Here is a 22,917-nt window from a genome sequence, read left to right as displayed (position 1 = left end):
TTCTATCTGCCGTCGATGGTGCCGGCGCCCTACGATTTTTGGATGTATGGCAATGCGCTGGTTTGCTTTGTCGAAATTCTGCGCGACTTGGTGCTGGGGGGCAGACTGCCCAACATGATCCTCTACGGCTGGACATTGTTCATTTCGCTGTTCAGCTTCTATTTCGGCTACTGGTTCTTTGACAGGTATCGGAATGTCATCGTCGACGTCCTCTGAGATCGTCGTCGAGGCGAAGAACCTCGGCAAGGCGTTCCAGCTCTACGCCCACCGCAACGACTGGTTGAAGCAGGTTCTGTTCGGCTGGTGGAAGGCGTACTTCAAGCCGTTCTGGGTGCTGCGCGACATCAGCCTCGAGGTGAAGAAGGGCGAGAGCATCGGCATCCTCGGCCGTAACGGTTGTGGCAAGTCCACGCTGCTGCAGGTGGTCTGTGGCATGACGCTGCCCAGCCATGGCGAACTCAGGGTCAACGGCCGCATCGCGCCGGTGCTGGCGCTGGGCTCGACCTTCGACATGGAGCTGTCGGGCCGGGAGAACGTCCTGATCGGCGGCGCGGTGCTCGGCCTGAAGCGCAGCGAAGTCCTGCGCAAATTCGACTCGATCGCCGAGTTTGCCGGCATCGGCGAGTACATGGACCAGCCGGTGAAGCACTATTCGATGGGCATGCGCACGCGCCTTGCCTTCTCGATCTGTGCGCACGTCGAGGCGGACATCCTGGTCGTCGACGAGGCGCTGTCGGTCGGTGACGCGGCGTTCCAGCGCAAGTGCCTCGACTGGATCGACAATTTCCGCAAGACCGGGACGCTGCTCTTCGTGTCCCATTCGATGGCCGAGGTCCGCCGCCTGTGCACGCGCGCGATCTGGATCGAGGAAGGGCGCATCCGCGAGCAGGGCGATCCCAACGATGTCATCCGCTCCTATCACCGCGCCCTGCTGGTCGAGAAGGACGACGTCCAGCGCTTCTCCTCCGGAAACGCCAAGCAGGTCGCTGCGGGCGAGTAGGGCGGCATGGAGCCGGGGACCCTGGCGTGGCTCGGCTTCGGCTGGTGGTCGTTCGGTTCGGCGATCCAGTGGGCAAGTGCCGCGCTGGGGCGTAGGCCCCGACGGATTTTTGCCGCCAGCCATCGGGCGAATGATTTCAGCATCGTGGCGCCGATGGCCGGCGCCGAGGATGCGACGGCGGCCTACGTGCAGGCCCTGCGGCGGCTGGCCGAGGCCGGGGTCGAAGTGCTGATCTGCGTGGCTGACGCCGACGATGGTGCCGTGACGCCGGTCAGGACCCTTTGGCCCGAGGCGCCGATCCTCGTCGGCAAGGACGACACCTTCAATCCGAAGATGAACAACGTCCGCAAGGGGCTGGAGGTGGCCAGCCGTCCGGTCGTGGGCCTGTGCGATGCCGGCATCCAGCTCAGCCTCGACGAGTTGCGCCGTGCGGCTGCCCCTCTGGCGACGGGAGCGGGGCTTGTGCTCGCACTCAAGGCGGCGGAAGCACCGGCGACTTTCGCGGCCGAGATCGAGCGCGCCTATATCGACGGCCATCAGGCGAGGTTCCTGTTCGCCGCCGACCGACTCGGGCTCGCCGTGGCGTCGGGCGGCGTCACGCTGATGACCCACGAGACGCTTCAGCGCATCGGCAACTGGCGGGGCTTCAACCGCTGGATCGCCGACGACTATTCGGTCGTGCGTTCGGTGCGCGAACTGGGCCTTTCCACACATCTGGGTGAGATTATGCTGCGCCTGCCGATTGGCGAGCGGTCCTGGCCGACCGTGTGGCGACGCCAGGTTCGCTGGGCGCGAACGCGGCTGCGACTGCCCGTCTGGCCGCTCGTGCTGTGGGAACCCGCGATCGGCTGGGCTGCCACGGGCCTCGCCGGCGTCGGCGCTCTCGTCTGTTCGGGGGCGAACGCGGCTCTGGTCGCCGCCGCCCTGGTCCTCCATACCGTCGCATGGCTGCTGGCCGAGAAATGGTTCATGACGGGTCGCGGCCTGTCCTTCGGGCTGCGCGCGGCAACTGCGGCGCTGGTTCGCGAGGCGCTCGCGCCGGTCCTGATCGTGAATGCGCTGTGGGGCCGCACGATCCAATGGCGCGGCAGCGATCTGGGCGGGCAATGGCGGGATCGCCATGTGGCCGCCAGCGACAGGCAGAGGGATGCTGAATCCGGGAAGTCCGTATGAGTAGCATGATCAGGAAGCTGCCGATCTCCACCGTGATGCTGCCGGCCAAGGTCGATTCCGTGACCGCTACGGCGGTCGAAGGGATGCTGCTGGCAGAGCTTCGGCCGGGTGCGCGTGTCATCGTCGATGGCAGCGAGGTCGCCTACATGAGTGCCGCCGGCGTCCGGACGTTTGCGTCCGTCCTGCATCGGGCGGCGGACGTGCAGGCGCGCATCGTGTTCTGCCGGTTCGCCGGTGCGGCGTGGGATTGCCTTCTCGTCAGTGGCTTCTCGGAACTGCTGGAGATCACCGGGACGACTGAAGAGGCCGCGGCGAGGCTTGAGAAGGAACCACGACTCCCCGCAGGGGAAAGCTTGCACCCGCGCCGCACCGCGGGTTAACTACAGATTGGGCTGAGTGACGTATCAATGAGTTGGGACCAGGCGCGGCGCGAATCGCGGCGACAGTTCCGGACGGAGATCGGAATTTGACAATCTGGAGCTGGCTGCGCGCCGCCGCGCGACCTACCGCCATTGTCCTCGGCCTGGTTGTTGGCTTGGCGGCCTGCACCGCGATGCCCGGCGACGGTCCCTGGATGGGGGGCGCGGCCACGACAACGACCGATGCCTTGCCCTTCGACGTGATCGACCTCACGCCGACGACCATCGCGAACTATCGCCAGCCTCCGCCTATCGACCGCGCCTCGACGGTGAGCAATCTGTCGGCCGGCGGCCGAGTCGCCGTGGCGCCCGGCGACGCTATCAAGGTCCGCATATTCGAGCCCTACGAAGGCAGCATCTTCCCGACGATCCAGCGGCCAGGAGCCGATTTCGGCGTCCAGCGCGTCACCGACGACGGCACCATCAACGTCCCTTTCGTCGGCACGATCAAGGTTGCGGGCCTTGACCTGAGCCAGATCGAGAAGAAGATCTCCCAGCAGGTGGCCAGTTCCGGCAAGGCCCAGGACCCGCAGGTCATCGTCGAATTCGTCGCCGACCGGACCCACACCGTGATGGTATCGGGCGACGTCCGGAACCCCGGACGGGTCTCCCTGCTCGAGGGGGTCCGCACCGTCGTCGAGGCGATCAACAAGTCCGGCGGCCCGTCCGGCATCGGCGGACAGCAGCCCAACGGCGTGGGCGCCAATCAATTCGAGGTGGTCGTGCGCCGCAACGGCCAGATCATCCTGCAGCAACAATATTCCGACCTGCTGGCCGGGGGCGACATCGGCCTTCAAAAGAACGACGAGATCGTTGTTCGCCCCAATCCTCGGATGTTCACCGTGCTGGGTGCCGTCGTGAAGGCGGGCAATGTCGACATGTCCAAGCATTCGATCAGCCTGCTCGAGGCCATGGGCATGGTCGGTGGCCTGAACGACTCGCGGGCCAACAAAACGGGCGTTTATGTGTTCAGAATGGGGGATTTGCAGAACAATCCCACAGCCCGGGCGCGCGTTTTCCGGCTGGATCTCTACCAGCCGGTATCCATTTTCATCGCTCAGCAGTTTCCGGTGCTGCCGAAGGACGTTGTCTACATTACGAACGCGCCACTCTACGAGTACGACAAGATCTTGACATCAATCTATCGTACATTCTCGATCGTGGGTGTCGCGCGCGGCAATGTTCTGACAACCGGCTTCTGACGCCGGGCTTCCAACTAGGGGCAGCGTCCCCAGGGGTTTTCTGGTACTATTTGTTATGGCGCAGGTAAGAAAGTTCACTTGGAGCGCCGCAGGATTGGTCGCGCTGCTCGTCGGCGCGGCTCTCATCCTGTGGATGACCCCCAGCCGGCAGACCAGCAGTGCCCAGGACGGCCCCCGTCCGTTGCCACCGCTGATTTCACGTGGCTACACGGACGCGCCTGCGGGCACGGCCCTGATTGCCGGGGACCCGGCCGGCGGCGGCGTGCTGAACGAACTGCGGGTTACCGACGGTCAGACGGTCAAGCGCGGCGAGGTCATCGCCGTCCTGTCGAATTATCCAAAGGCCGACATCGCCGTTCGCACGTCGGAAGCCGAACTTGCCAAGACCGAGCGGGCTCGTGAGGCAATGGTCAGCGGCTATCGCATGGCCGAGATCGCCATGCAGGAAGTCATGGTCAAGTCCGCGGCCGAAGAGGTCAAGCTCAAGAACCTCGAGATGCAGCGTTCCGGCAAGCCGCCGGACCAAAAGCAACTCGAGCAGAGCATTTCGCAGCAGAGCCTCGAGCGGGAGCAGGCAAAACTGCGCGTCATGAAGGAAACGCTCCAGACCGACCTGCAGCAGATCGATACGGACATCTCGATCATCAAGGCCAAGCTGGACAATGCCCGGAACACGCGCGAGCAGGCGCTGGTGCGTTCGCCGCTCGATGGCATCGTGATCCAGATCTATTCGCGTCAGGGCGAGCGCGTGTCTCAGAACGGCATCGCCAAGATCGTCGACCTGTCGCAGCTTCGCGTGCTGGCCGACGTGGACGAATTGAATGTCGGTCGCATTGCGACCGGCGGCAAGGTCGAGGTGACCTTTCGCGGTAGTCCGACCGTTTACATGGGCACGATCTCCCGTGTTGCGCCGACGGTAAAGCGCATGCAGCGCATGGAGCCCGATGGCGGCTCCTCCACCGACGCGCGCGTGGTCCAGGTCGAGATCCAGCTCGACGACCCGTCCAGCATGCCCCAGGTTCTGGGCCGCGAGACGCGCGTCACCTTTCTCTGATGGCTGTCACGCTGCCAGGCAATCCGTCGCTGCGGCCGCGGCGCTGGTTCAACTGGTGGGCGGGCTTCTCGTTGACGCGGTTGCGGGCGGCGGCCGTCACCGCCACGCGCATGCCGCTGGGCGCCCAGCAGCTCAAGCGCCAGCGGACGAGTACCCTTCTGTCGCTCGCCGGCGTCACCGCGAGCCTGCTGGTCATCTTCGCCCAGCTCGGCATCGAGCGCGCCGTCTATGACTCGGCGATCCGGCTTCACCGCTCGGTGGTCGGTGACCTCGTCCTGGTGCCCTACGGCTTCAAGTCGCTGCAGCTTCACGCCGAAGTGCCGGCCTCCATGACAGACGTCCTGTCGGCCAATCCGGCGGTGACCAACACGCTGCCGTTCTGGTTCGGCGTGATGTCGATCACCCACAAGGGCATGGACAGCGGGCGCCGGATTGCCTGGTATGCGGTCGATGTCGAGCGCCCGGCCATCGACGTGCCCGGCCTGCGCGAGAACCTCTACCGGCTGCGCGAGGCGCGCCGGCTGCTCTACGATCGCGAATCGAGACCCTATTTTGGCGATCTCGCCGACCAGGTAGGACCTGGCAAGCCGGAGTTCCAGGTGCTTGGACCGCCCGACAATCGCGGGCTGCTGCGCCAGCTGTTCGTGGTCGGCACATTCGCCCTCGGCCCCAACGTGCTGAACGACGGCTCCATCATCATGTCGGAGGACACGATGGCCGAGGTATTCGGTTCGTGGTGGTCCGACCGGCCGGCGTTCATCGCGATCCAGCTCGCCAAGGGCTCGAACGTCGAACAGGTCCGCCGGGAGCTCAATACCGCTCTGGCCGGGCGCGGCGAGGTCGTCACCCTGCGCGACTTCGAGAAACGCGAACGGACCTATTGGTCGCGCGAGACGCCGGTCGGCTACATCACCGACCTGGGCTTCGTGATGGGCGTGATGATCGGCATGGTCTTCATCTATTACGCCCAGTACCAGATCATCCGCTTCTACCTGCCGGAATATGCCATCCTGAAGAGCCTCGGCTACGACTGGTGGTTCTTCCTGTTCATGATCGGCCAGATCGGCGCCGCCATCATCACGCCGGCCTTCCTCGTGGCCTTCACGCTCGGGCGCTTCGTCTACGGCGCCACGGAAGCAGCCATGCATCTCGGCATGACGATGGGCCTGCGCGAAATGGTCGTGGCGCTGGTCGCCTGCCTGATCATGACCGTCGTTTCCAGCCTGTTCGCCATCCGGCGTCTGTGGCGGGTCGATCCCATCATGCTGTTCGAGTGACCATGACCGCCGACACACAGGGATTCGGGCCGGCGGTCGTCGAGGCCGTCGACGTTCACCACCACTATGGCGAGGGGCCGCAGCGGGTCGACGTCCTGTTCGACATCAACATGCAGGTCCGCGAGGGCGAGCTGGTGATCGTCACCGGCCCGTCGGGGTCGGGCAAGACGACGCTGCTTACCATCCTCGGGACCATGCGCAAGCCCTCCGAGGGCAAGCTTCGCCTGCTCGGGACCGATATCGTGGGCCTGGGCGGCTCTGCCCTCGACGAATTGCGCAATCGCATCCGCTTCCTGTTCCAGAAGCGCAATCTGCTGTCCTCGCTGACGGCCCTGCAGAACGTGATCGCCGGCGTCTCCACGACGCCGCTCGCCGATCCGGCGTGGGACGAGCCGCGCGCGCGGCACCTGCTCGGCATGCTCGGCCTCGGCGACAAGGGCGCTGCATGGCCGGATGAGTTGTCGGGTGGTCAGCAGCAGCGTGTCGCCATCGCCCGGACCATGATCGGGCTGCCTGATCTCATCATCGCCGACGAACCCACTTCGGCCCTGGATCGCGTGTCGGGCCGGCTGGTGGTCGACCAGCTCAAGGACCTGGCCCTGCGTGCCAAGTGCGCGGTGGTGCTTTCGACTCACGACGAGCGCATCTTCGACGTTGCCTCGCGCCGCCTCCACATCGAGGACGGCCGATGCTTCGAAGTCCCCATCCATTACCATTGAGAGCGGCGGCCCCGGCATGCTGCTGTTCCTGATCGATCTCCTCGTCTTCCTGTGCCTCGCCGCGCAGTTCGCGATCGCAGGCTACTTCCTCTATCTGGTGTACTGGCTGTTCGAGCTGCCACGCGGGCAGGCTCCGGCGCCTTCATTGCCCGAGGATCTGCCGCGCGTGCTGGTGCAGGTGCCGGTCTACAACGAGCCGCTGGTGGTGGAGCGCTCGATGGCCGCCATGGGTGCGCTCGACTGGCCGCGCGACCGACTGACGATCCAGCTCCTCGACGACAGCAACGACATCACCTCGGATATCGCCGCCCATGCCATCGCCCGCCTGCGCAAGGCAGGCATAGATGCCCATCATGTCCGCCGCAGTGACCGTGGGGGCTTCAAGGCCGGGGCGCTGGCGGCGGGCCTCGCGCTCGACGATGCGCCCTTTGTCGCCGTGTTCGACGCCGATTTCGTGCCGCCGTCGGACTGGCTGAAGCAGGCGATGGCCGCGATGCTGGCCAATCCGCGGGCCGCCTTCGTGCAGACCCGCATCGAGTGGGGCAACGGCGAGCGCAACTGGCTGACGCGCACCCAGCGCCTCATGCAGGACGCGCATTTTGCCGTGGAGCAGGACGTCCGCGCCCGGCGCGGCGTGCCGTTCCAGTTCAACGGCACCGGCGGCATCTGGCGCCGCGCCGCCGTCGAGGAGGCGGGCGGCTGGTCGCACGACACCTTGTCGGAAGACCTCGACCTGGTCCTGCGGACCTACCTGAAGGGCTGGACCGGCGTATTCCTGATGGACACGCACGTGGTCGGCGAACTGCCGCAGAAGGTCGAGGATTTCAGCGCCCAGCAGAGCCGCTGGTCCAAGGGTTTCGTGCAGGTCGCCCGCAAGCTGCTGGTGCCGATCTGGAAGTCGGCCTGGCCGACCGAGGCGAAGCTCACCACCACCGTGGCGCTCAGCCAGCAGCTCATCTTTCCGCTGCTCGTGGTCGGCATCATGGCCCTGGTCGTCTCGATCCTGGGCCATGGACGGCTGCTGGGGCTCTTCGGTTTCGGCCTCTGGCTGTGGCTGATCGGCATGCTCGCCGTGCTGTTCGGCATGACCTGGGGCGCCTACCGGCGCCTGAAGCGCGGCGGCACGGCGCGCTACTTGGTCACGGCTGCCAGCGTGCCCGCGCTGATCGTATACCTCGCCGTCGCCAACGCCACCGCGATCGTCAGCGCCGGCTTCGGCAAGAAGACCGAATTCAACCGCACGCCCAAGACGGGCGTCTGAGGCAGCGTCGATGGCCATGCTTGCCACCCTGGCTCTCCTTTTCGGCGCCGTGTTCACGGTCTGCTGCGTGTTGCTGGCCGCCTTCATCGGCAGCCTGCTCTACATGGTAGTGCTGCACCACCGCCTGAAGGCCCGCGGCCTCCGTCGCGAGGAGATGCTGCTTTCGACGCCGCTGCCGGCCGACGCCGACCTGCCGCATGTCGTGGTGCAGATCCCGTCGTTCAACGAGGGCCCGGTGGTGCGTCGCGGCGCGGAGTCGGCGGCGGCGCTCGACTGGCCGCGCGACAAGCTGCACATCCAGCTCCTCGACGACAGTACCGACGAGACGGCGGAGATGGTGCGCCAGGTCGCGGCCGAGCTGCGGGCCAAGGGTTTCGACGTGGTCGCGCTCCAGCGCACCGACCGCAGCGGCTACAAGGGCGGCGCCCTGCACGAGGCGATGCAGCAGACGCCCTACGATTTCTTCGCGATCTTCGACGTAGACTACATTCCGCCGACCGACTTCCTGCGCGTCTGCATGCGTCCCTTCTTCGCCGAGCCGAAGACCGCCTTCGTCCAGGCGCGCTTCGACTTCCTCAACCCGCACGAGAACGCGCTGACCGAGATGCAGATGGTGACGCTCGACGCCCATCTCGGCATCGAGCAGGCGACGCGCTGCTGGGCCGGCCATCCGCTGCCCTTCAACGGCACCTGCGGCATCTGGCAGCGCGCGGCGATCGATGCCGGTGGCGGCTGGAAGGGCGATACCGTCACCGAGGATCTCGATCTCACCTACCGCGGCTGGGTAAAAGGCTGGCGCGCGCTGTTCCTGACCAGTGTCGGCGTGCCGGGTGAGCTGCCGGCCGACACCAAGACCTGGCTGCGCCAGCAGCAGCGCTGGCAGGACGGGTTCCGGCACGTCTCGATGCGCATGTTCCCGGAAATCCTCAAGAGCCGGGACATCACCCTGTCGTCCAAGCTCGCGGCTCTCCTGCATCTCTGCATGGCGCTCAACCAGCCGGTGCTTCTGGTCGGCATCGTCTCGGGAATCCTGGCGGGCCTGCTGGCGCCGTCCCTCGTGCCGCTGCTGCTGACCTTGTTCGTCGTCACGGTGGCGTGGGTGCTGGTCTGCGCCACGACCTTCCTGCGCGCCGGCCACAACTTCATCCGCGGCGGCGAGATACCGCCGCTGGAGTTCGGCGTCGTGCTGCTGCGGTTCGTGGGCGGGCAGGTGGCGACCGTCTTCCGCTCGTTCGGCGTCCACCTGCGGAAGACGTTCAGCAAGCCCAAGCCGGTCGTGTTCGACCGCACGCCCAAGCGCGGAACCTAAGCCAGCACGCTCTCGCGCAGCAGCGGATTGTGGGCACAGCGCAGGCCTCCGCCCAGCCGGATCGGGCCGTCGAAGGGCAGGGGGATGACGTCGACCTTGCGCTTGCGCAACTCGTCGATCACGCGCTTGTTGTCCGCGTCGACGATGACCCGCCCCGGCTCGAGGACGAGGCCGTTGGTGGCGAGAAGCGCGGCTTCCTCGGACGAAACCTCGATCTTGTCCCAGTCGCGCAGCGACATAGGCAGGCCGTCGATGAGCTTCTGCGGGCAATGGATCACCAGGCCGGGCTGGATCAGCGCCATGGCGCAGTCGAGATGGAGGACGTGCGACTTCAGGGCGACCGGGATCACGCGATAGGTGTCGCCGAGCAGGGCCTGCAGCCAGTCGGCGCCGGCGAGATCGGAAGCGCAGCCCGAGATGCCGACATAGATCTCGTGGCCGTTGAGCAGCGTGTCGCCGCCTTCGAGGAAGGGACCGTCGACGCAGCCGGGCGAGCCCAGCGGAACGCTCGACCAATGCGCACCCTTGGCCAGTATGGCGTTCTGGATCAGCAGTCGCAGGCCATAGCGCTCGCGCTGGCGGCATTTCAGGCGCAGCGAGGCGTCGATTACGTGCCTGCCGACGACGATCATGCCGTCACGCGGAAAGAGCTGCGCGCCCTCGCCGTTCGGCGCAAGGAACGTGCGCTCCTCGCCCTTCAGCCTTTGCGGGCGATGCACCGTGATGCCCTCGCGGGCCACGAGTTCGGCCAGCGCATCGACCTGGCGTTCGATGCGGTGCGCCCAGTCCGGATCGACGTCGATCAGGCGCCGTCCGGTGTGGCGGCGGCTGAATTCGAGACCCTCCGGCGTCAGCCAGCGGCACGATTCCTCGTAAAAGACGACGACGTCTTCGGCCGGGGAGAGCCCGATCACCATTTCGCGAAGCCTGCCCCACTCGTGGTGTGCGCCGAACAGCATGCTCAGACCCGCGCGTAGATGTCCTCGTAGCGGACGATGTCGTCTTCCTCGACATAGTCGCCGGTCTGCACTTCGACCACTTCCAGGAGCTCTGTGCCCGGATTGGCAAGGCGATGGACGCCGCCGATCGGAATGTAGGTCGATTCGTTCTCGTGGAGCGTCATGACCTTGCCGTCGAGCGTGACCTCGGCGATGCCCTTCACGACCACCCAGTGTTCGGCGCGGCGATTGTGACTCTGCAGGCTGAGCTTGCCGCCGGGCTTGACCGTGAGGCGCTTGGCGCGGAATCGCTCGCCGCGGTCGATGTCCTGGTAGCTGCCCCAGGGACGATGCATCACCGCGTGCTCGGTCGCGGCGCGGTGCTTGCCGTCGGACATGCGCTGCACGACGTCCTTGAGGCGCGGAAGGTTGTCGCGATGGCCGACCAGCACAGCATCGTTCATCGACACCACGACCACGTCCTCGACGCCGATCACCGCGGTCAGCGGTCCGTCCGAACGGATGTAGGAATTGCGCACATGGTCGATCTCGACCGGACCTTCAGTGACATTGCCGGCGCTGTCGGCGTCGCCGACATCGAGCAGCGCGTCCCAGGTGCCGAGGTCGGACCAGCGGAAGCGGGCCGGCACCACCCAGCACTTGTCGGTGCGCTCCATCACGGCATAGTCGATCGACTTGGCCGGCGCCCTGGCGAAGGCCTCGGCGTCGAGGAACACGGTGGAGCCGGTCTTCCTCGCCTTGGCGACAGCCTCCTCGGCGGCGGCGGCCATGGCCGGCTCGAAGCGCTTCATCTCCGAGAGCAGCAGCTCGGGCGGGAACAGGAAATTGCCGCTGTTCCACAGCAGGCCCTCGGCGATGTACTGCATCGCCTTCTGGGCATTGGGTTTCTCGACGAAAGCCGCGACCTTCATCACGGGGCCGATCGTCTCGCTGCCGGGACGGATGTAGCCGTAGTCGGTCTTGGGCTCCGTGGGCGGGATGCCGAAGGTGACGATGCCGCCCTGTTCGACGGCGGTAAGGCCCTCTCGACAGCCGGCGAGGAATTCCTCGGCGCCGATCACCAGATGGTCGGAGGCGAGCGCCAGAACGGCCTTGGCGCCCAGACTGCGGGTGTAGGCGGCGGCGGCCGCCATGGCGGGGCCTGAATCGCGGCGAGACGGCTCGACCAGGATGTCGATCTCGACGCCGATCTCCCGCGCCTGGCTCTCGCACATGAAGCGGTAGGCGTCGTTGGTCGCGATCACCGGCTTGCCGAACAGGCTGCGGTCGGACACGCGCAGGAGCGTCTGCTGGAAGGTCGACTGCTTGCCGAGCAGCGGCACGAACTGCTTGGGCATGCTCTCGCGCGACAGTGGCCACAGGCGCTTGCCGGAGCCTCCGACGAGGATAACGGGCGTGATGAGCGACATTGCGGAGCTTTCGTTGCCTGAGGGGCTTAGCGGGCGGCTTCTGCGGCCGCGTGCCGGGCCGCGATATAGCCGAAGGTGAGGGCTGGGCCAATGGTGATGCCGGCGCCCGGATAGGTGCCGCCCATGACACTGGTCATGTCGTTTCCGGCGGCATAGAGGCCCGGGATCGGCGCCCCCGTGGCGTCGAGGACCCGGGCATGGCCGTCCACCCGAAGGCCGAGGAACGTCCCGATGTCTCCGGGCACCATTTTCATGGCGTAGAAGGGCCCCTGCTCGAGCGGCGCCAGGCAGGGATTGGGTCCGTGCGTGGGGTCGCCGTTGAAGCGATGGTAGGCATCGGTGCCTTTGCCGAAATCGGGATCCTCGCCCCGGGCGGCGTGCCCATTAAATTGGGAAATCGTTGACTGCAGTGTATCTGAATCAACGCCGGTTCTGGCCGCCAGCTCCGGCCAGCTCGCTGCCGTCAACAGATAGCCATTCCGGATGTGGGGGCCGAGCGGCAGCGGCGCCGGCCCGATGGCGCCCATGCCGTAGCGCCGGATGGCACGGTGGTCGCAGAGCAGCCAGGCGCTCGTCTCGCTGCGGCCGCGGCAGGCCTCGACCATGGCCGGCACGAAGTCATGGTAGGAGGCCGATTCGTTCGCGAAGCGCCGGCCCGCCGGGTCGACGGCAATGTAACCGGGCTTGCCGCGCTCGTAGAAATGCGGGAACGGCAGCGTCGATCCATCCGGCTGCGGAACCAGCGAAACCGGAACCCAGGCCGCTGGGTAGGCGACATCTTCCGCCATCGCGCCGCCGACCGACCGGCCGAGCCGGATCCCGTCGCCGCGATTGCCCGGCGGTGGCGCCGAGCGATGGAAATGGCCGTCGCGCACATGGCCGTAGTAGCGGCTCTTGAGTTCGTCGTCGGCGGGAAAGCCGCCGCAGGCCAGCACGACGCCGCGTCGCGCACGGATCTCCTGCCGCTTTCCGTCTCGCTGCACGATCGCGCCGGTAACGACAGCGTCGCGCTGCATCAGCTCGACGACCGGACTCCCCAGCCAGAGCTCGATCCCGCGTTCCTCGGCCGAGAGGGCGAGGGCGGCGATGAGGCCGTTGCCGTTGGTGAGACGGGTGCCGCGATCGTGGCTCAGCCGGTCGATCGCATAGCGTGCCGTCATGCCCGCGACATGGAAAGCCGAGCGGGCGGAGCGCGTCATCTTGAAGACATGGGGCAGGTCGTTGCGGCCGAGCATCATGCCGCCGAACGCCATCATGGTCCGCAGCGGTGCCCGCAATTGGTTGAACCGCTTGCCGAGCCGCCGTCCATCGAACGGCAGCGGCAGCAGCGAACGTCCGCCCTGGGCGGCGCCGGGCCTGGTCGGATGATAGTCGGCCCAGATCGGCACGGCCTCGTATCGGACGTGCGTGTTGTTCTCGATGAACTCGACCGCGGGATTGCAGTTTTCCAGAAAGGCATTGGCCAATTCGAGGTTCAGGCGATTGCCGGCCTCGTGCTGCAGGTAGGTGAGCGCGTCCTCCTTTGAGTCCGCGATACCGAGCGCGCGGCCGTGCCGGTTGCCGGGGATCCAGATGACGCCGGCCGAATAGGCGGTGGTGCCGCCGAACAGCTTCTCCTTCTCGACCATGAGCACGTCCAGGCCGGCATGAGAGGCCGTCAGGGCCGCCGAGAAGCCCGCAGCTCCCGACCCGATCACCAGCAGGTCGGTTTCAATCATGACGTCGTCCCCCCGGATTGGCGCTCGAGGTTCTCCTCGCGCCGACGCCTGGCCTCGTTCTCCACGGCTTCGGCAAGGGCTGGAATGTGGGAGGCGATCTCGTAGAAGTCGCTGGCGTAGAGGACCAGAAGGGTCGTGGGTGTGGTCGTGGCGATGGTTGCGCCGCGAGGCTGCCGGTTGAGCAGCGACATCTCGCCGAAGAAGGCGCCGTCGCCCAGGCGGACCGTGCCGCCGGTCGGCAGGCGCACCTCGACTTCGCCGTTCGAGATGAAGAACATCGAGTCGCCTGGATCGCCGCGACGCAGGACCGTCACGCGGGCGGGATAGTAGCGGGTACGCAGCTTGCCCACGATTTCGGAGAGGGTGACGGTGCCAAGCGACGCGAAGATCGGGACGCGCGTGACCTGATCCCAGACGCGCAGATATTCGCGACGCCGCTCCTCCTGCGCGAAGCCCGTTGCGAGCACACCGGTCATCAACGCCAGCACCGCGATGCCACTGATCATCAGCAGCGAGCCGATGATGCGGCCGGCGGGCGTCAGCGGCACCACGTCGCCGTAGCCGGTCGTCGTCAGGGTGACCACCGACCACCACATGGCGTTGGGAAGGCTGCCGAACTGCTGGGGCTGGCCGTCGCGCTCCGCGATGTGGGCGCCGGTGGCTGCGGACATCAACAGGATCGCAAACACGATCAGTACGCTGGCAATGGGCGCACGCTCATTGGAGATCACGCGGGCGAGCGTGCCGAAGGCGGGCGCGTGAAGGCCGAGCTTCAATATCCACAGGATGCAGAAGACGGACGCGGCATCTGTCCCGGCAATGCTGTAACCACCCGCCAGCATGATGGCGGGCGTGATCGCGAGCAATCCGATCAGGCCGGGTACGCTGCAGGCCCAGCGCAGCCGCGCCGCCAAGGGAGACATGTCGGCCATGTGGGGCAGTTCGGGCGCCACCCAGAGGCGGGCCAGGTACTCGACGAGGAAGAACAACGTCACACCCCAGATCGCGCCACGCAGGACCACCCGATGTGGGGGCGACAATTCATCCACGGACAGCAGGATGACCGCGAGCAGTCCGATGGCGAGGATCACCAGGTGGGCCGTCCGCCAGCGGCGGGCGCCCGGCAAGGGGTCGTTGGGGCGCAGGAGTTCGAACAGCTGAGCCCGGAGCGTCTTTTCTTTGGCCGTCACGGAGCGACCATAGGCGGGCTGGCCTGCGAATTGCAACGCGGCGGCGCCCGGTCTACCCTCAGACCATCCCCCCGAGACAGAGGTTTGCACTCAAGGTGATCAACGATTTGCGTATTGCCGTCGACATTGGCGGCACGTTCACGGATGTGGTGTTGGAAGAAGGGGGCCGTCGGATAACGCGCAAGCTGCTGACGACGCCACAGCGGCCCGAGGAGGCCGTCCTCGAAGGGGTCCGCCTCATCCTCGGCGATGCCGGCAAGGGGTTTGGCGATGTCGGTGTCTTCGTGCACGGGACCACGCTGGCCACCAATGCGGTTATCGAACGACGCGGCGCGCGCACGGCCCTGATCGCTACGGAAGGCTTCCGTGACGTCCTCGATATCGCCAACGAGAGCCGCTACGACCAGTACGACCTCGGCATCGAGAAGCCCAAGCCGCTCGTTGCGCGTGCGATGCGGTTCACCGTCCCCGAACGAATGGACGTCCACGGCAAGGTTCGCTTGGCCTTGGATGAGGGCGCTGTGCGGACTTTGGCTGGAACGCTCAAGGCCGAAGGCGTCGAAAGCGTCGCCGTGGCATTCATGCATTCCTACGTGAATCCGGCTCACGAGCGGCGCGTACGCGAGATTCTGAATGCGGAACTGCCCGAACTCCGGGTGACGCTTTCGAGCGAAGTCTGCCCCGAGGTTCGCGAGTACGAACGGACATCGACGGCGGTGGCCAACGCCTATGTGCAGCCGTTGATGGACTCCTATCTCGCCCGCATGCAGGCGGCCCTCGCGGCGGAAAAGTTCACCGGCACGATCTATCTCGTGACTTCCGGCGGCGGCCTCACCGCCATTGAGACGGCGCGTCGCTTTCCGGTGCGTCTGGTCGAATCCGGCCCGGCCGGCGGCGCGATCTTCGCGGCCCAGGTGGCGGCGCGGGCCGGCGAGGGGCGGGCGCTGAGCTACGACATGGGCGGCACCACGGCCAAGATCTGCCTGATCGACGACTACCAGCCCCACACCGCACGCGTGTTCGAAGTCGACCGTGCGGCCCGTTTCCTGAAAGGCTCCGGCCTGCCGGTCCGCATCCCGGTGATCGAGATGGTTGAAATCGGCGCAGGCGGCGGCTCGATTGCCCGCCTCGATGCCCTGAAGCGCGTCACGGTCGGCCCCGAGAGCGCCGGCGCCGAGCCCGGGCCCGCTTGCTACGGCCGCGGTGGCCGGCATCCGGCCGTCACCGACGCCAATGTCGTGCTGGGCACGATCGACCCGGCGCATTTCGCCGGCGGCTCGATCGCCCTCGACGTCGAGGCCGCGCGTGGTGCCATCGAGCGCGACGTGGCGGAGGGCATCGGACTCTCCAGCGAGATGGGAGCCTACGCCGTTTATGAGATGGTCTCGGAGAACATGGCGAGCGCGGCGCGCGTCCATGCGGTCGAGCGCGGCTCCGTCGTCAACCAGTACACGCTGATCGCCTTCGGCGGCGGCGCGCCGCTCCATGCCGCGCGCGTCGCCGAGAAGATCGGCGTGCAGCGCGTCATCGTGCCGCCCAACGCCGGCGTGGGTTCCGCGGTCGGGTTCCTGGCGGCGCCGGTTTCGTTCGAGCTGGTGCGCAGCCGCTACATGCGCCTCGACACGTTCGATGCGGAGGCGGCTGGCGAGATGCTGGACGAGATGAGCCGGGAGGCGACGGCGCTGGTGGCGCCGGGCGCGCGCGGCCAGCCGACTTTCGAGCGGCGCGTCGCCTTCATGCGCTATGTCGGCCAGGGTCACGAGATCATGGTGACCCTGCCGCAACGGCCGCTGACCGCGGCCGACACCGCTGCTTTGCGCGAGGCCTACGAGCGCGACTACGGCGTGCTGTTCGAGCGTCATATCCCCAACGCGGCCATCGAGATCCTGAGCTGGTCGGTCCAGGTTTCGACCGAGGCCAGGCGGCCCGACGTGCAGGGGAAGGCCGGCAGCGCGCCGGTGCCAGAGCCGGTGGGACGCCGCCCGGTGTTCGACGGACGAAGCGGAAAGACTGCCGACGTGCCGGTCTATCGCCGCGAGAAGCTGCCGCCGGGCAGCAGGTTCGCCGGACCGGCCATCGTCGCCGAGGACGAGACGTCGACCTATGTGTCGGCCAGTTTTGCCGCGCATATCGATGCCTCCGGCTGTATCGTTATGGATCGCAAGGCAGCGTGAGGAGTAACCCATGAGCCAGTCCAACAGCGTCGGCCTGATCGATCTCCAGATCATGTGGAACCGCCTGATCGCGGTGGTCGAGGAACAGGCGCAGACCCTGATGCGCACCGCCTTCAGCCCGATCGTGCGCGAGTGCGGCGATCTCTCTGCGGGTGTCTTCGACCTGCAGGGCCGCATGCTGGCCCAGGCCGTGACCGGCACGCCGGGCCACGTGAACTCGATGGCCGAGTCGGTGAAGCATTTCCTGCGGTACTTCCCGATCGAGACGATGAAGCCCGGCGACGCCTACATCACCAACGATCCGTGGATGGGCACCGGCCACCTCAACGACTTCGTCATCACCACGCCGTGCTTCCGCAATGGCAAGCTGGTGGCGCTGTTCTCGTGCACCAGCCACCTCATGGACATCGGCGGCATCGGCTTCGGCCCGGATGCGACCGACGTGTTCATGGAGGGGCTCTACATCCCCATGTTGAAGCTGTTCGACCAGGGCCGCACGAACGAGACGCTGATGGCGATGATCCGCGCCAACACGCGCCAGCCGGTCGACACCGAGGGCGACGTCTACTCCCTGGCCGCCTGCAACGACGTCGGCGCCCGGCGGCTCGTCGAGATGATGGACGAGTTCGGTATCGATTCGCTGGACGAGCTGGGCGACCACGTCATCGCGCGCTCGCGCGAGGCGGTGCTGGCCGAGATCGCCAAGCTGCCCAAGGGCACCTGGCACAACAGCATGACGGTCGACGGCTACGACGAGCCGGTGACCCTGAAAGCCGCGCTGACCATCTCGGACACCGGCATCCATGTCGACTTCACCGGCACGACCGGCGTGTCGCGGCGCGGCATCAACGTGCCGCATGCCTACACGACGGCCTACACGGTCTTCGGCCTGGGCTGCGTCGTTTCCACGAACATCCCGAACAATGCCGGGTCGCTCGAGCCGCTCACGGTTTCGGCGCCGGAGGGCTGCATCCTGAACGCGCCCAAGCCGACCGCGGTCGCCTCGCGTCATGTCGTGGGCCAGATGCTGCCGGACGTGACCTTCGGCTGCCTGCGTCAGGTCGTGCCGGAGCGCGTGCCGGCGGAGGGCACCTCGTGCCTGTGGAACATCAACGTGCGCGGCCGGGTGAAGGGCGGCGAGGGCGGCAACTACGGCTTCGGCATGGCCATCACCTCCAACGGCGGCACGGGCGCGCGTCCCGACAAGGACGGGCTTTCGGCCACGGCCTATCCCAGCGGCGTGCGCGGCACGCCCGTGGAGATCGCCGAGACCCAGACGCCCCTCATCTTCTGGCGCAAGGAGTTCCGTCCCGATTCGGGCGGCGCCGGCCGCACGCGCGGGGGCCTCGGTCAGATCATGGAGATCGAAAGCGGCATCGACGAGCCGTTCGACCTGCTGGCAGCCTTCGACCGCATCGACCATCCGGCGCGGGGCCGCGACGGCGGCGGCGACGGCAAGGCCGGCGTGGTGGCCTTCAAGTCGGGCCAGACGCTGAAGGGCAAGGGCTTCCAGCTCATCCCGCCGGGCGAGCGGCTGGTGATCCTGACGCCGGGCGGCGCCGGCATCGGCGCGCCGCGAGACCGTGATCGTGCGCAGGTTGCCAACGATCTCGCCGACGGCCTGATCTCGAAGGAGTCGGCCGAAGAGGTCTACGAATTCAAGCCGCCGCAGGCCGCGGAATAAGCCGGCGTCGACGTGAAACGGGGAACGGTGTCAATTCAACGATGGGGGCTTCGATGAAGCTGGGACGCAGGAAGGCCTTGAAGGCGGGCGTGGGTGCGATGGCGATGGTCGGTGCGCCGGCCGTGGTGATGGGGCAGGCGGCGCTCAAGCTGCCGCTGGCGACCGTATGGCCGGATGGAAACTTCCATACGGTCAACGTCAAGCGCTTCGCCGAAGAGGTGAAGAAGGGGACGAACGGTGCTGTCGAGATCGACGTCAAGTCGGGCGGCCAGCTCGGCTTCAAGGGCCCCGAGCAGATGCGCGCCGTGCGCGACGGCCTCGTGCCGATGGCCGACATCCTGAACATCCAGCAGATCGGCGACGAGCCGATCTTCGGCGTCGAGGGCATTCCCTTCATCTGCAACAACATCGAAGAGCTGAAGGTGCTGCACAAGTATCTGCGGCCCGAGTACGAGAAGGTGCTGCTGAAGAACAACCAGACCATGCTCTACACGGTGCCGTGGCCGACGCAGTACCTGCACCTCAAGATCAAGGCGGAGTCGCTCGATGCGCTGAAGGGCATCAAGATCCGCGTGCCCGACAAGAACGCGCAGGAAATGTGCAGCGCCATCGGCATGGCGCCGGCTCTGATCCCCTGGGGCGAGACGATCGCGGCGCTGTCGTCGGGCGCCGTCGCGGGCGTGTCGACCTCGTCGGTGTCGGGTGTCGACGGCAAGTTCTGGGAGTTCCTGAAGTTCTTCCATCAGACCAACCATGCCTGGTCGTCGGAGATCGTCACGATCAACAACGACACCTGGAAGAAGATCTCGCCGGCCAACCAGAAGATCATCGTCGATCTGGCGAAGAAGCTGGAGCCCGAGTTCTGGCAGTCGTCGCTGCAGGCAGACAAGGACAGCAACGCCCGCCTGATCGCGGGCGGCATGCAGCTGGTCATTCCGCCGCCGGCGATGACGGCTGAACTGCAGAAGAAGACGGCGCCGATGATCGCCGAGTTCTACAAGCGCGTTCCGGCCGCGGAGAAGCCGATCAAGGCCTATCTCGTCGAAATGAAGCGCGCGTGAGCGGCCGCGGCCCCAATCCCAACGCCGGCGCGCCGCCCGTGCTGCGCGCCTTCCTCGACGGGATCGACATGCTGGGCCGTCTCGATGGCTGGATGGGCGCCGCCTGCCTGGTGGCGCTCACCTGCCTGATGCTGGGCGAGGTCCTCGTCCGGGCGCTCTCGGACATCTTCCCCTGGGTGCCGGCCGACATTCCCGTCGCCTGGGAATACGGTTCCTATCTCATGGCGGCAGCCTTCACCTTCGGGGCTGCCATGACGCTCCGGGCCGGCGGCCATATCCGCGTCACCCTCGTCCTGGCACGGATCGGGCCGAGGGCAAGGCGCTGGTTGGAGACGGTCCTTGCGGCGCTGGGCGTCGCCTTCTCCGGCTATCTCGCATTGGCCATGGTGAACTTCACCTGGCGCAGCTTCGTGTCGGAGCAGGTCTCGATCTCCAGCGCGACGCCGCTCTGGATTCCGCAGGCGCTTGTGACGTTCGGGATCTGTCTGCTGGTCATGCAGTTCATCGCGCGGTTCTTCCAGGCCCTGTTCGGCCTGCCGCTCGAGGACCTCAATATGCGCGCCGGTTCCGTCGCTGAATAGTCGTTCGCGCAAGTTGAGATCCCATGCTTGAAGTCGTCCTCACCATGTTCGTCGTGCTGTTCGCCTTCCTGGCGGGCGGCCTGTGGATCGGCTGGACTCTGGCCGTCACCGGCACGGTGCTGCTGGCGATCTTCCGCGACATCCCGCTCGACAAGCTGCTGGCGCAGTACACCTGGAACATCCTGACCACGCAGGAACTTCTGGCCCTGCCGCTGTTCATCATCATGGGGGAGATCCTGTTCCGGACGCGGCTGTCGCAAACGCTGTTCAGCGGGCTGTCGCCGTGGGCAGCGATGCTCCCGGGCAGGCTGCTGCACGTGAACGTCATCGGCTGCACGATCTTCGCCGCCATCTCGGGCTCGTCGGCGGCGACGACCCAGGTGGTAGGCCGCATCTCGCTGACGGAACTCCTGAAGCGCGGCTATTCGAAGGATGTCGCCGTGGGCTCGCTGGCCGGGGCAGGGACCTTGGGTTTCCTGATTCCGCCCTCCAACATCATGATCATCTATGGCGTCCTGGGCGACGTCTCGATCGCCAAGCTCTTCACGGCGGGCTTCATCCCCGGCTTCCTGCTGGCGGGCTGCTTCATGGGCTGGATCATGATCAACACCGCGCTGAAGCCCGAACTCGTGCCCGAGGCGGAGCGCAAGGTGCGCATCGCCAGCGCGGCGGAGTTCCTGACCTCGATCCGAGAACTGGGACCGGCGGTGTTCCTGATCCTGTGCGTGCTGGGTTCGATGTATGGCGGCCTCGCGACACCGTCGGAGGCCGCGGCCGTCGGCGTGCTGGGGGCGCTCGTGGTGGCTGGCATCCAGCGCGAACTGTCGGTGCCCGCGCTGAAGGCCATCGCCATCGGCTCGGTGCAGACCTGCGCCATGATCGCCCTGATCGTGCTGGGTGCGTCGATCCTGGGCAGCGCCGCGGCCTTCCTCGGCATTCCGGCGGCCGTCGCCGAGTTCGTGAGCAGCCTCGGTCTTTCATCGTTCATGCTGATCGTGGCCCTGATCGTCTTCTACCTGATCCTCGGCTGCTTCCTCGACGGCTTCAGCATGATCGTGATGACCCTGCCGATCGTCATGCCGATCGTGAAGAACGCCGGCTTCGATCCGATCTGGTTTGGTGTCTTTCTCGTCCTGGTCGTCGAGATGGCGCAGATCACGCCGCCTGTCGGCTTCAACCTGTTCGTGATCCAGGGGCTGACCGAGGACGGGCTGGGCTATATCGCCCGCGTGACCTTGCCCTTCCTCGCGATCATGGTTCTCTTCACGATGGCGATCGCCGTATTCCCCGACATTGCCCTCTGGCTTCCCCGCTACCTCAGCAGCTAGTCTGCCGCGGGGTAACGAGGGGAGTTGGATGGAACCGCGACAGGTCAAGACGGCTGCCGACGCACTGAAGATCGTCAAGCAGCGGGGGCTCACCCACGTGAAAGTGGGCGTCCACGACATCGACGGCATCCTTCGCGGCAAGTACATCCACGTCGACAAGTTCCGCTCCGCCCTCGAGGGAGGCTTCGGCTTCTGCGACGTGGTGCTGGGCTGGGACATGAACGACCAGCTCTACGACAACGTCACCTACACGGGCTGGCATACGGGCTATCCCGACGCCAATGTCCGCATCCTGCCGGAGACCTGCCGCGAGATCGCGACGGAGCCCGGCAACCTGTTTTTCCTCTGCGAGTTCGTCGGAACGGCGGAGGAGATCTGTCCACGCGGCACCCTGCGTCGAGTGCTGGAGCGCGCGCAGAAGCTCGGCTTCGAGGTCAAGGTCGGCTTCGAATACGAATTCTTCGTCTTCGCCGAGACACCGGAATCGATCCGCGAGAAGGGCTACCGGAACCTGAAGCCGATCTCGCCCGGCTTCTTCGGCTACTCGGTCCTGCGCAATTCGGTCCTGTCCGACTGGTACCGCGACCTGCTCGCCCTGTGCGAGGCGATGGACATGGGCATCGAGGGTCTCCACACGGAGACCGGCGCCGGCGTCCTCGAGGCGGCGCTCCGGGTCGACGATGCGCTCGCAGCCACCGACAAGGCCGCCTTGTTCAAGATCTTCACCAAGGTGCTGGCGCAGAAACGCGGCTGGCTCGCCACCTTCATGGCCAAGTGGTCGAAGGACTGGCCGGGCTGCGGTGGCCACATGCATATGTCGCTGTGGAAGGGCGGCAAGCCTGTCTTCTTCGACGAGAAGGCGCCGTATCGCATGAGCCGGACGATGCGGCAGTTCGTCGGCGGCCAGGCGGCGCTGATGCCGGAGCTGCTGGGCATGGTCGCCTCGAACGTGAACTCCTATCGCCGCCTGATCCCGGGCTTCTGGGCGCCGACCGCCTCGACGTGGGGCGTCGAAAACCGCACGACGTCGCTGCGCGTGATCCCGGGCTCGGCCAAGTCGACCCGCGTCGAGTATCGCGTCGCCGCCGCCGATGCCAATCCCTACCTCGCGATCGCCGCCGCCATCGGTTCGGGCCTGTGGGGCATCGAGAACGACATCGATCCCGGCGAGCCCGTCACGGGCAATTCCTACGAGAAGAAGCACCCGGCCAAGTCGCAGCTGCCGCGGACGCTCATGGAGGCGGCCGGCCGGCTCAAGACCTCGAAGCCGGCACGTAATCTCTTCGGCGACGCCTTCGTCGATCATTATTCCGCAACACGCGAGTGGGAAGAGCGTGAGTTCCGCAAGGCCATCACGGATTGGGAACTCGACCGCTACATGGAAATCATCTGATGTCGT

At 66.4% G+C, this 22,917-nt stretch carries 19 protein-coding genes and 1 pseudogene; 16 read left to right on the top strand and 4 right to left on the bottom strand.

Annotated features, from left to right (window positions below; all coding sequences use genetic code 11):
- The 10 genes and pseudogenes from EPO41_RS17955 to EPO41_RS17910 form a co-directional block, all read left to right on the top strand.
- Nucleotides 1-216 (top strand): annotated as a pseudogene (locus EPO41_RS17955) (ABC transporter); the annotation flags it as partial.
- Nucleotides 194-1,000, top strand: a complete 807-nt coding sequence (locus tag EPO41_RS17950; RefSeq protein WP_296327684.1) for an ABC transporter ATP-binding protein — start codon at nucleotides 194-196, stop codon at nucleotides 998-1,000. The pseudogene EPO41_RS17955 and the gene EPO41_RS17950, both read left to right, overlap by 23 nt.
- A gap of 6 nt (nucleotides 1,001-1,006) precedes the next feature.
- The gene (locus EPO41_RS17945; protein ID WP_296327682.1) at nucleotides 1,007-2,173 is read left to right on the top strand and encodes a glycosyltransferase; all 1,167 of its coding nucleotides are present in this window, start codon (nucleotides 1,007-1,009) and stop codon (nucleotides 2,171-2,173) included.
- Nucleotides 2,174-2,178: 5 nt separating this feature from the next.
- Complete coding sequence (locus EPO41_RS17940) at nucleotides 2,179-2,553, top strand: STAS domain-containing protein (protein WP_296327678.1); 375 nt, start codon at nucleotides 2,179-2,181, stop codon at nucleotides 2,551-2,553.
- Nucleotides 2,554-2,639: 86 nt separating this feature from the next.
- Entirely contained in the window at nucleotides 2,640-3,794 is a 1,155-nt protein-coding gene (locus EPO41_RS17935; RefSeq protein ID WP_296327675.1) for a polysaccharide biosynthesis/export family protein, read from the top strand.
- A 55-nt stretch (nucleotides 3,795-3,849) separates the two neighbouring features.
- On the top strand, nucleotides 3,850-4,848 hold the full coding sequence (locus tag EPO41_RS17930; RefSeq protein WP_296327673.1) for an efflux RND transporter periplasmic adaptor subunit: 999 nt from the start codon (nucleotides 3,850-3,852) through the stop codon (nucleotides 4,846-4,848).
- On the top strand, nucleotides 4,848-6,125 hold the full coding sequence (locus EPO41_RS17925; protein WP_296327670.1) for an ABC transporter permease: 1,278 nt from the start codon (nucleotides 4,848-4,850) through the stop codon (nucleotides 6,123-6,125). Before EPO41_RS17930 ends, EPO41_RS17925 begins: the two co-directional genes overlap by 1 nt.
- Before the next feature lie 2 nt (nucleotides 6,126-6,127).
- Complete coding sequence (locus EPO41_RS17920; RefSeq protein ID WP_296327668.1) at nucleotides 6,128-6,844, top strand: ABC transporter ATP-binding protein; 717 nt, start codon at nucleotides 6,128-6,130, stop codon at nucleotides 6,842-6,844.
- 16 nt (nucleotides 6,845-6,860) lie between these two features.
- Nucleotides 6,861-8,105, top strand: a complete 1,245-nt coding sequence (locus EPO41_RS17915; protein WP_296327665.1) for a glycosyltransferase family 2 protein — start codon at nucleotides 6,861-6,863, stop codon at nucleotides 8,103-8,105.
- Between the two features lie 10 nt (nucleotides 8,106-8,115).
- The gene (locus EPO41_RS17910) at nucleotides 8,116-9,414 is read left to right on the top strand and encodes a glycosyltransferase family 2 protein (protein WP_296327663.1); all 1,299 of its coding nucleotides are present in this window, start codon (nucleotides 8,116-8,118) and stop codon (nucleotides 9,412-9,414) included.
- Here the strand turns inward: EPO41_RS17910 and EPO41_RS17905 are convergent.
- From EPO41_RS17905 to EPO41_RS17890, 4 genes are read right to left on the bottom strand one after another with little or no spacing between them, the layout of a single operon-like run.
- Nucleotides 9,411-10,373: a hypothetical protein gene (locus EPO41_RS17905; RefSeq protein ID WP_296327659.1), complete on the bottom strand. Its 963-nt coding sequence runs from the start codon at nucleotides 10,371-10,373 to the stop codon at nucleotides 9,411-9,413. The two genes, EPO41_RS17910 and EPO41_RS17905, sit on opposite strands and share 4 nt — an antisense overlap.
- Before the next feature lie 2 nt (nucleotides 10,374-10,375).
- On the bottom strand, nucleotides 10,376-11,782 hold the full coding sequence (locus EPO41_RS17900) for a mannose-1-phosphate guanylyltransferase/mannose-6-phosphate isomerase (protein ID WP_296327657.1): 1,407 nt from the start codon (nucleotides 11,780-11,782) through the stop codon (nucleotides 10,376-10,378).
- Nucleotides 11,783-11,808: 26 nt separating this feature from the next.
- Nucleotides 11,809-13,500, bottom strand: a complete 1,692-nt coding sequence (locus EPO41_RS17895) for an FAD-dependent oxidoreductase (protein WP_296327654.1) — start codon at nucleotides 13,498-13,500, stop codon at nucleotides 11,809-11,811.
- Nucleotides 13,497-14,690, bottom strand: coding sequence for a cyclic nucleotide-gated ion channel (locus EPO41_RS17890; RefSeq protein WP_296327652.1), 1,194 nt, complete (start codon nucleotides 14,688-14,690; stop codon nucleotides 13,497-13,499). Before EPO41_RS17890 ends, EPO41_RS17895 begins: the two co-directional genes overlap by 4 nt.
- A gap of 95 nt (nucleotides 14,691-14,785) precedes the next feature.
- On the opposite strand from EPO41_RS17890, the gene EPO41_RS17885 reads away from it, so the two are divergent.
- From EPO41_RS17885 to EPO41_RS17860, 6 genes are read left to right on the top strand one after another with little or no spacing between them, the layout of a single operon-like run.
- Nucleotides 14,786-16,864 (top strand): hydantoinase/oxoprolinase family protein, encoded by a 2,079-nt coding sequence (locus tag EPO41_RS17885; RefSeq protein ID WP_296327650.1) that lies wholly within the window; start codon nucleotides 14,786-14,788, stop codon nucleotides 16,862-16,864.
- Nucleotides 16,865-16,874: 10 nt separating this feature from the next.
- Nucleotides 16,875-18,548 (top strand): hydantoinase B/oxoprolinase family protein, encoded by a 1,674-nt coding sequence (locus tag EPO41_RS17880; RefSeq protein WP_296327648.1) that lies wholly within the window; start codon nucleotides 16,875-16,877, stop codon nucleotides 18,546-18,548.
- Nucleotides 18,549-18,601: 53 nt separating this feature from the next.
- Nucleotides 18,602-19,609, top strand: coding sequence for a TRAP transporter substrate-binding protein (locus EPO41_RS17875; RefSeq protein ID WP_296327646.1), 1,008 nt, complete (start codon nucleotides 18,602-18,604; stop codon nucleotides 19,607-19,609).
- Nucleotides 19,606-20,190: a TRAP transporter small permease gene (locus EPO41_RS17870; RefSeq protein WP_296327643.1), complete on the top strand. Its 585-nt coding sequence runs from the start codon at nucleotides 19,606-19,608 to the stop codon at nucleotides 20,188-20,190. Before EPO41_RS17875 ends, EPO41_RS17870 begins: the two co-directional genes overlap by 4 nt.
- 23 nt (nucleotides 20,191-20,213) lie before the next feature.
- On the top strand, nucleotides 20,214-21,518 hold the full coding sequence (locus EPO41_RS17865) for a TRAP transporter large permease subunit (RefSeq protein WP_296327640.1): 1,305 nt from the start codon (nucleotides 20,214-20,216) through the stop codon (nucleotides 21,516-21,518).
- Between the two features lie 28 nt (nucleotides 21,519-21,546).
- Nucleotides 21,547-22,911 carry a glutamine synthetase gene (locus EPO41_RS17860; protein WP_296327637.1) on the top strand — a complete coding sequence of 455 codons (1,365 nt, stop codon included), beginning with the start codon at nucleotides 21,547-21,549 and terminating at the stop codon, nucleotides 22,909-22,911.
- The last annotated feature ends 6 nt before the right edge of the window (nucleotides 22,912-22,917 follow it).

This window comes from Reyranella sp., from assembly GCF_004297265.1.
Classification (GTDB): Bacteria; Pseudomonadota; Alphaproteobacteria; order Reyranellales; family Reyranellaceae; genus Reyranella.
The sequence above is the reverse complement of the archived record's forward strand: the minus strand, read 5'-3'. Positions and strand labels throughout refer to the sequence as shown.

What these genes read in the sequence shown, in the direction of transcription:
- EPO41_RS17950 (WP_296327684.1), top strand. Translation starts at nt 194, where the DNA reads ATGTCATCGTCGACGTCCTCTGAGATCGTCGTCGAGGCGAAGAACCTC.
- EPO41_RS17920 (WP_296327668.1), top strand. Translation starts at nt 6,128, where the DNA reads ATGACCGCCGACACACAGGGATTCGGGCCGGCGGTCGTCGAGGCCGTC.
- EPO41_RS17915 (WP_296327665.1), top strand. Translation starts at nt 6,861, where the DNA reads ATGCTGCTGTTCCTGATCGATCTCCTCGTCTTCCTGTGCCTCGCCGCG.
- EPO41_RS17880 (WP_296327648.1), top strand. Translation starts at nt 16,875, where the DNA reads ATGAGCCAGTCCAACAGCGTCGGCCTGATCGATCTCCAGATCATGTGG.
- EPO41_RS17930 (WP_296327673.1), top strand. Translation starts at nt 3,850, where the DNA reads ATGGCGCAGGTAAGAAAGTTCACTTGGAGCGCCGCAGGATTGGTCGCG.
- EPO41_RS17900 (WP_296327657.1), bottom strand. Translation starts at nt 11,782, where the DNA reads ATGTCGCTCATCACGCCCGTTATCCTCGTCGGAGGCTCCGGCAAGCGC.
- EPO41_RS17895 (WP_296327654.1), bottom strand. Translation starts at nt 13,500, where the DNA reads ATGATTGAAACCGACCTGCTGGTGATCGGGTCGGGAGCTGCGGGCTTC.
- EPO41_RS17910 (WP_296327663.1), top strand. Translation starts at nt 8,116, where the DNA reads ATGGCCATGCTTGCCACCCTGGCTCTCCTTTTCGGCGCCGTGTTCACG.
- EPO41_RS17925 (WP_296327670.1), top strand. Translation starts at nt 4,848, where the DNA reads ATGGCTGTCACGCTGCCAGGCAATCCGTCGCTGCGGCCGCGGCGCTGG.
- EPO41_RS17905 (WP_296327659.1), bottom strand. Translation starts at nt 10,373, where the DNA reads ATGCTGTTCGGCGCACACCACGAGTGGGGCAGGCTTCGCGAAATGGTG.
- EPO41_RS17860 (WP_296327637.1), top strand. Translation starts at nt 21,547, where the DNA reads ATGGAACCGCGACAGGTCAAGACGGCTGCCGACGCACTGAAGATCGTC.
- EPO41_RS17940 (WP_296327678.1), top strand. Translation starts at nt 2,179, where the DNA reads ATGATCAGGAAGCTGCCGATCTCCACCGTGATGCTGCCGGCCAAGGTC.
- EPO41_RS17865 (WP_296327640.1), top strand. Translation starts at nt 20,214, where the DNA reads ATGCTTGAAGTCGTCCTCACCATGTTCGTCGTGCTGTTCGCCTTCCTG.
- EPO41_RS17945 (WP_296327682.1), top strand. Translation starts at nt 1,007, where the DNA reads ATGGAGCCGGGGACCCTGGCGTGGCTCGGCTTCGGCTGGTGGTCGTTC.
- EPO41_RS17875 (WP_296327646.1), top strand. Translation starts at nt 18,602, where the DNA reads ATGAAGCTGGGACGCAGGAAGGCCTTGAAGGCGGGCGTGGGTGCGATG.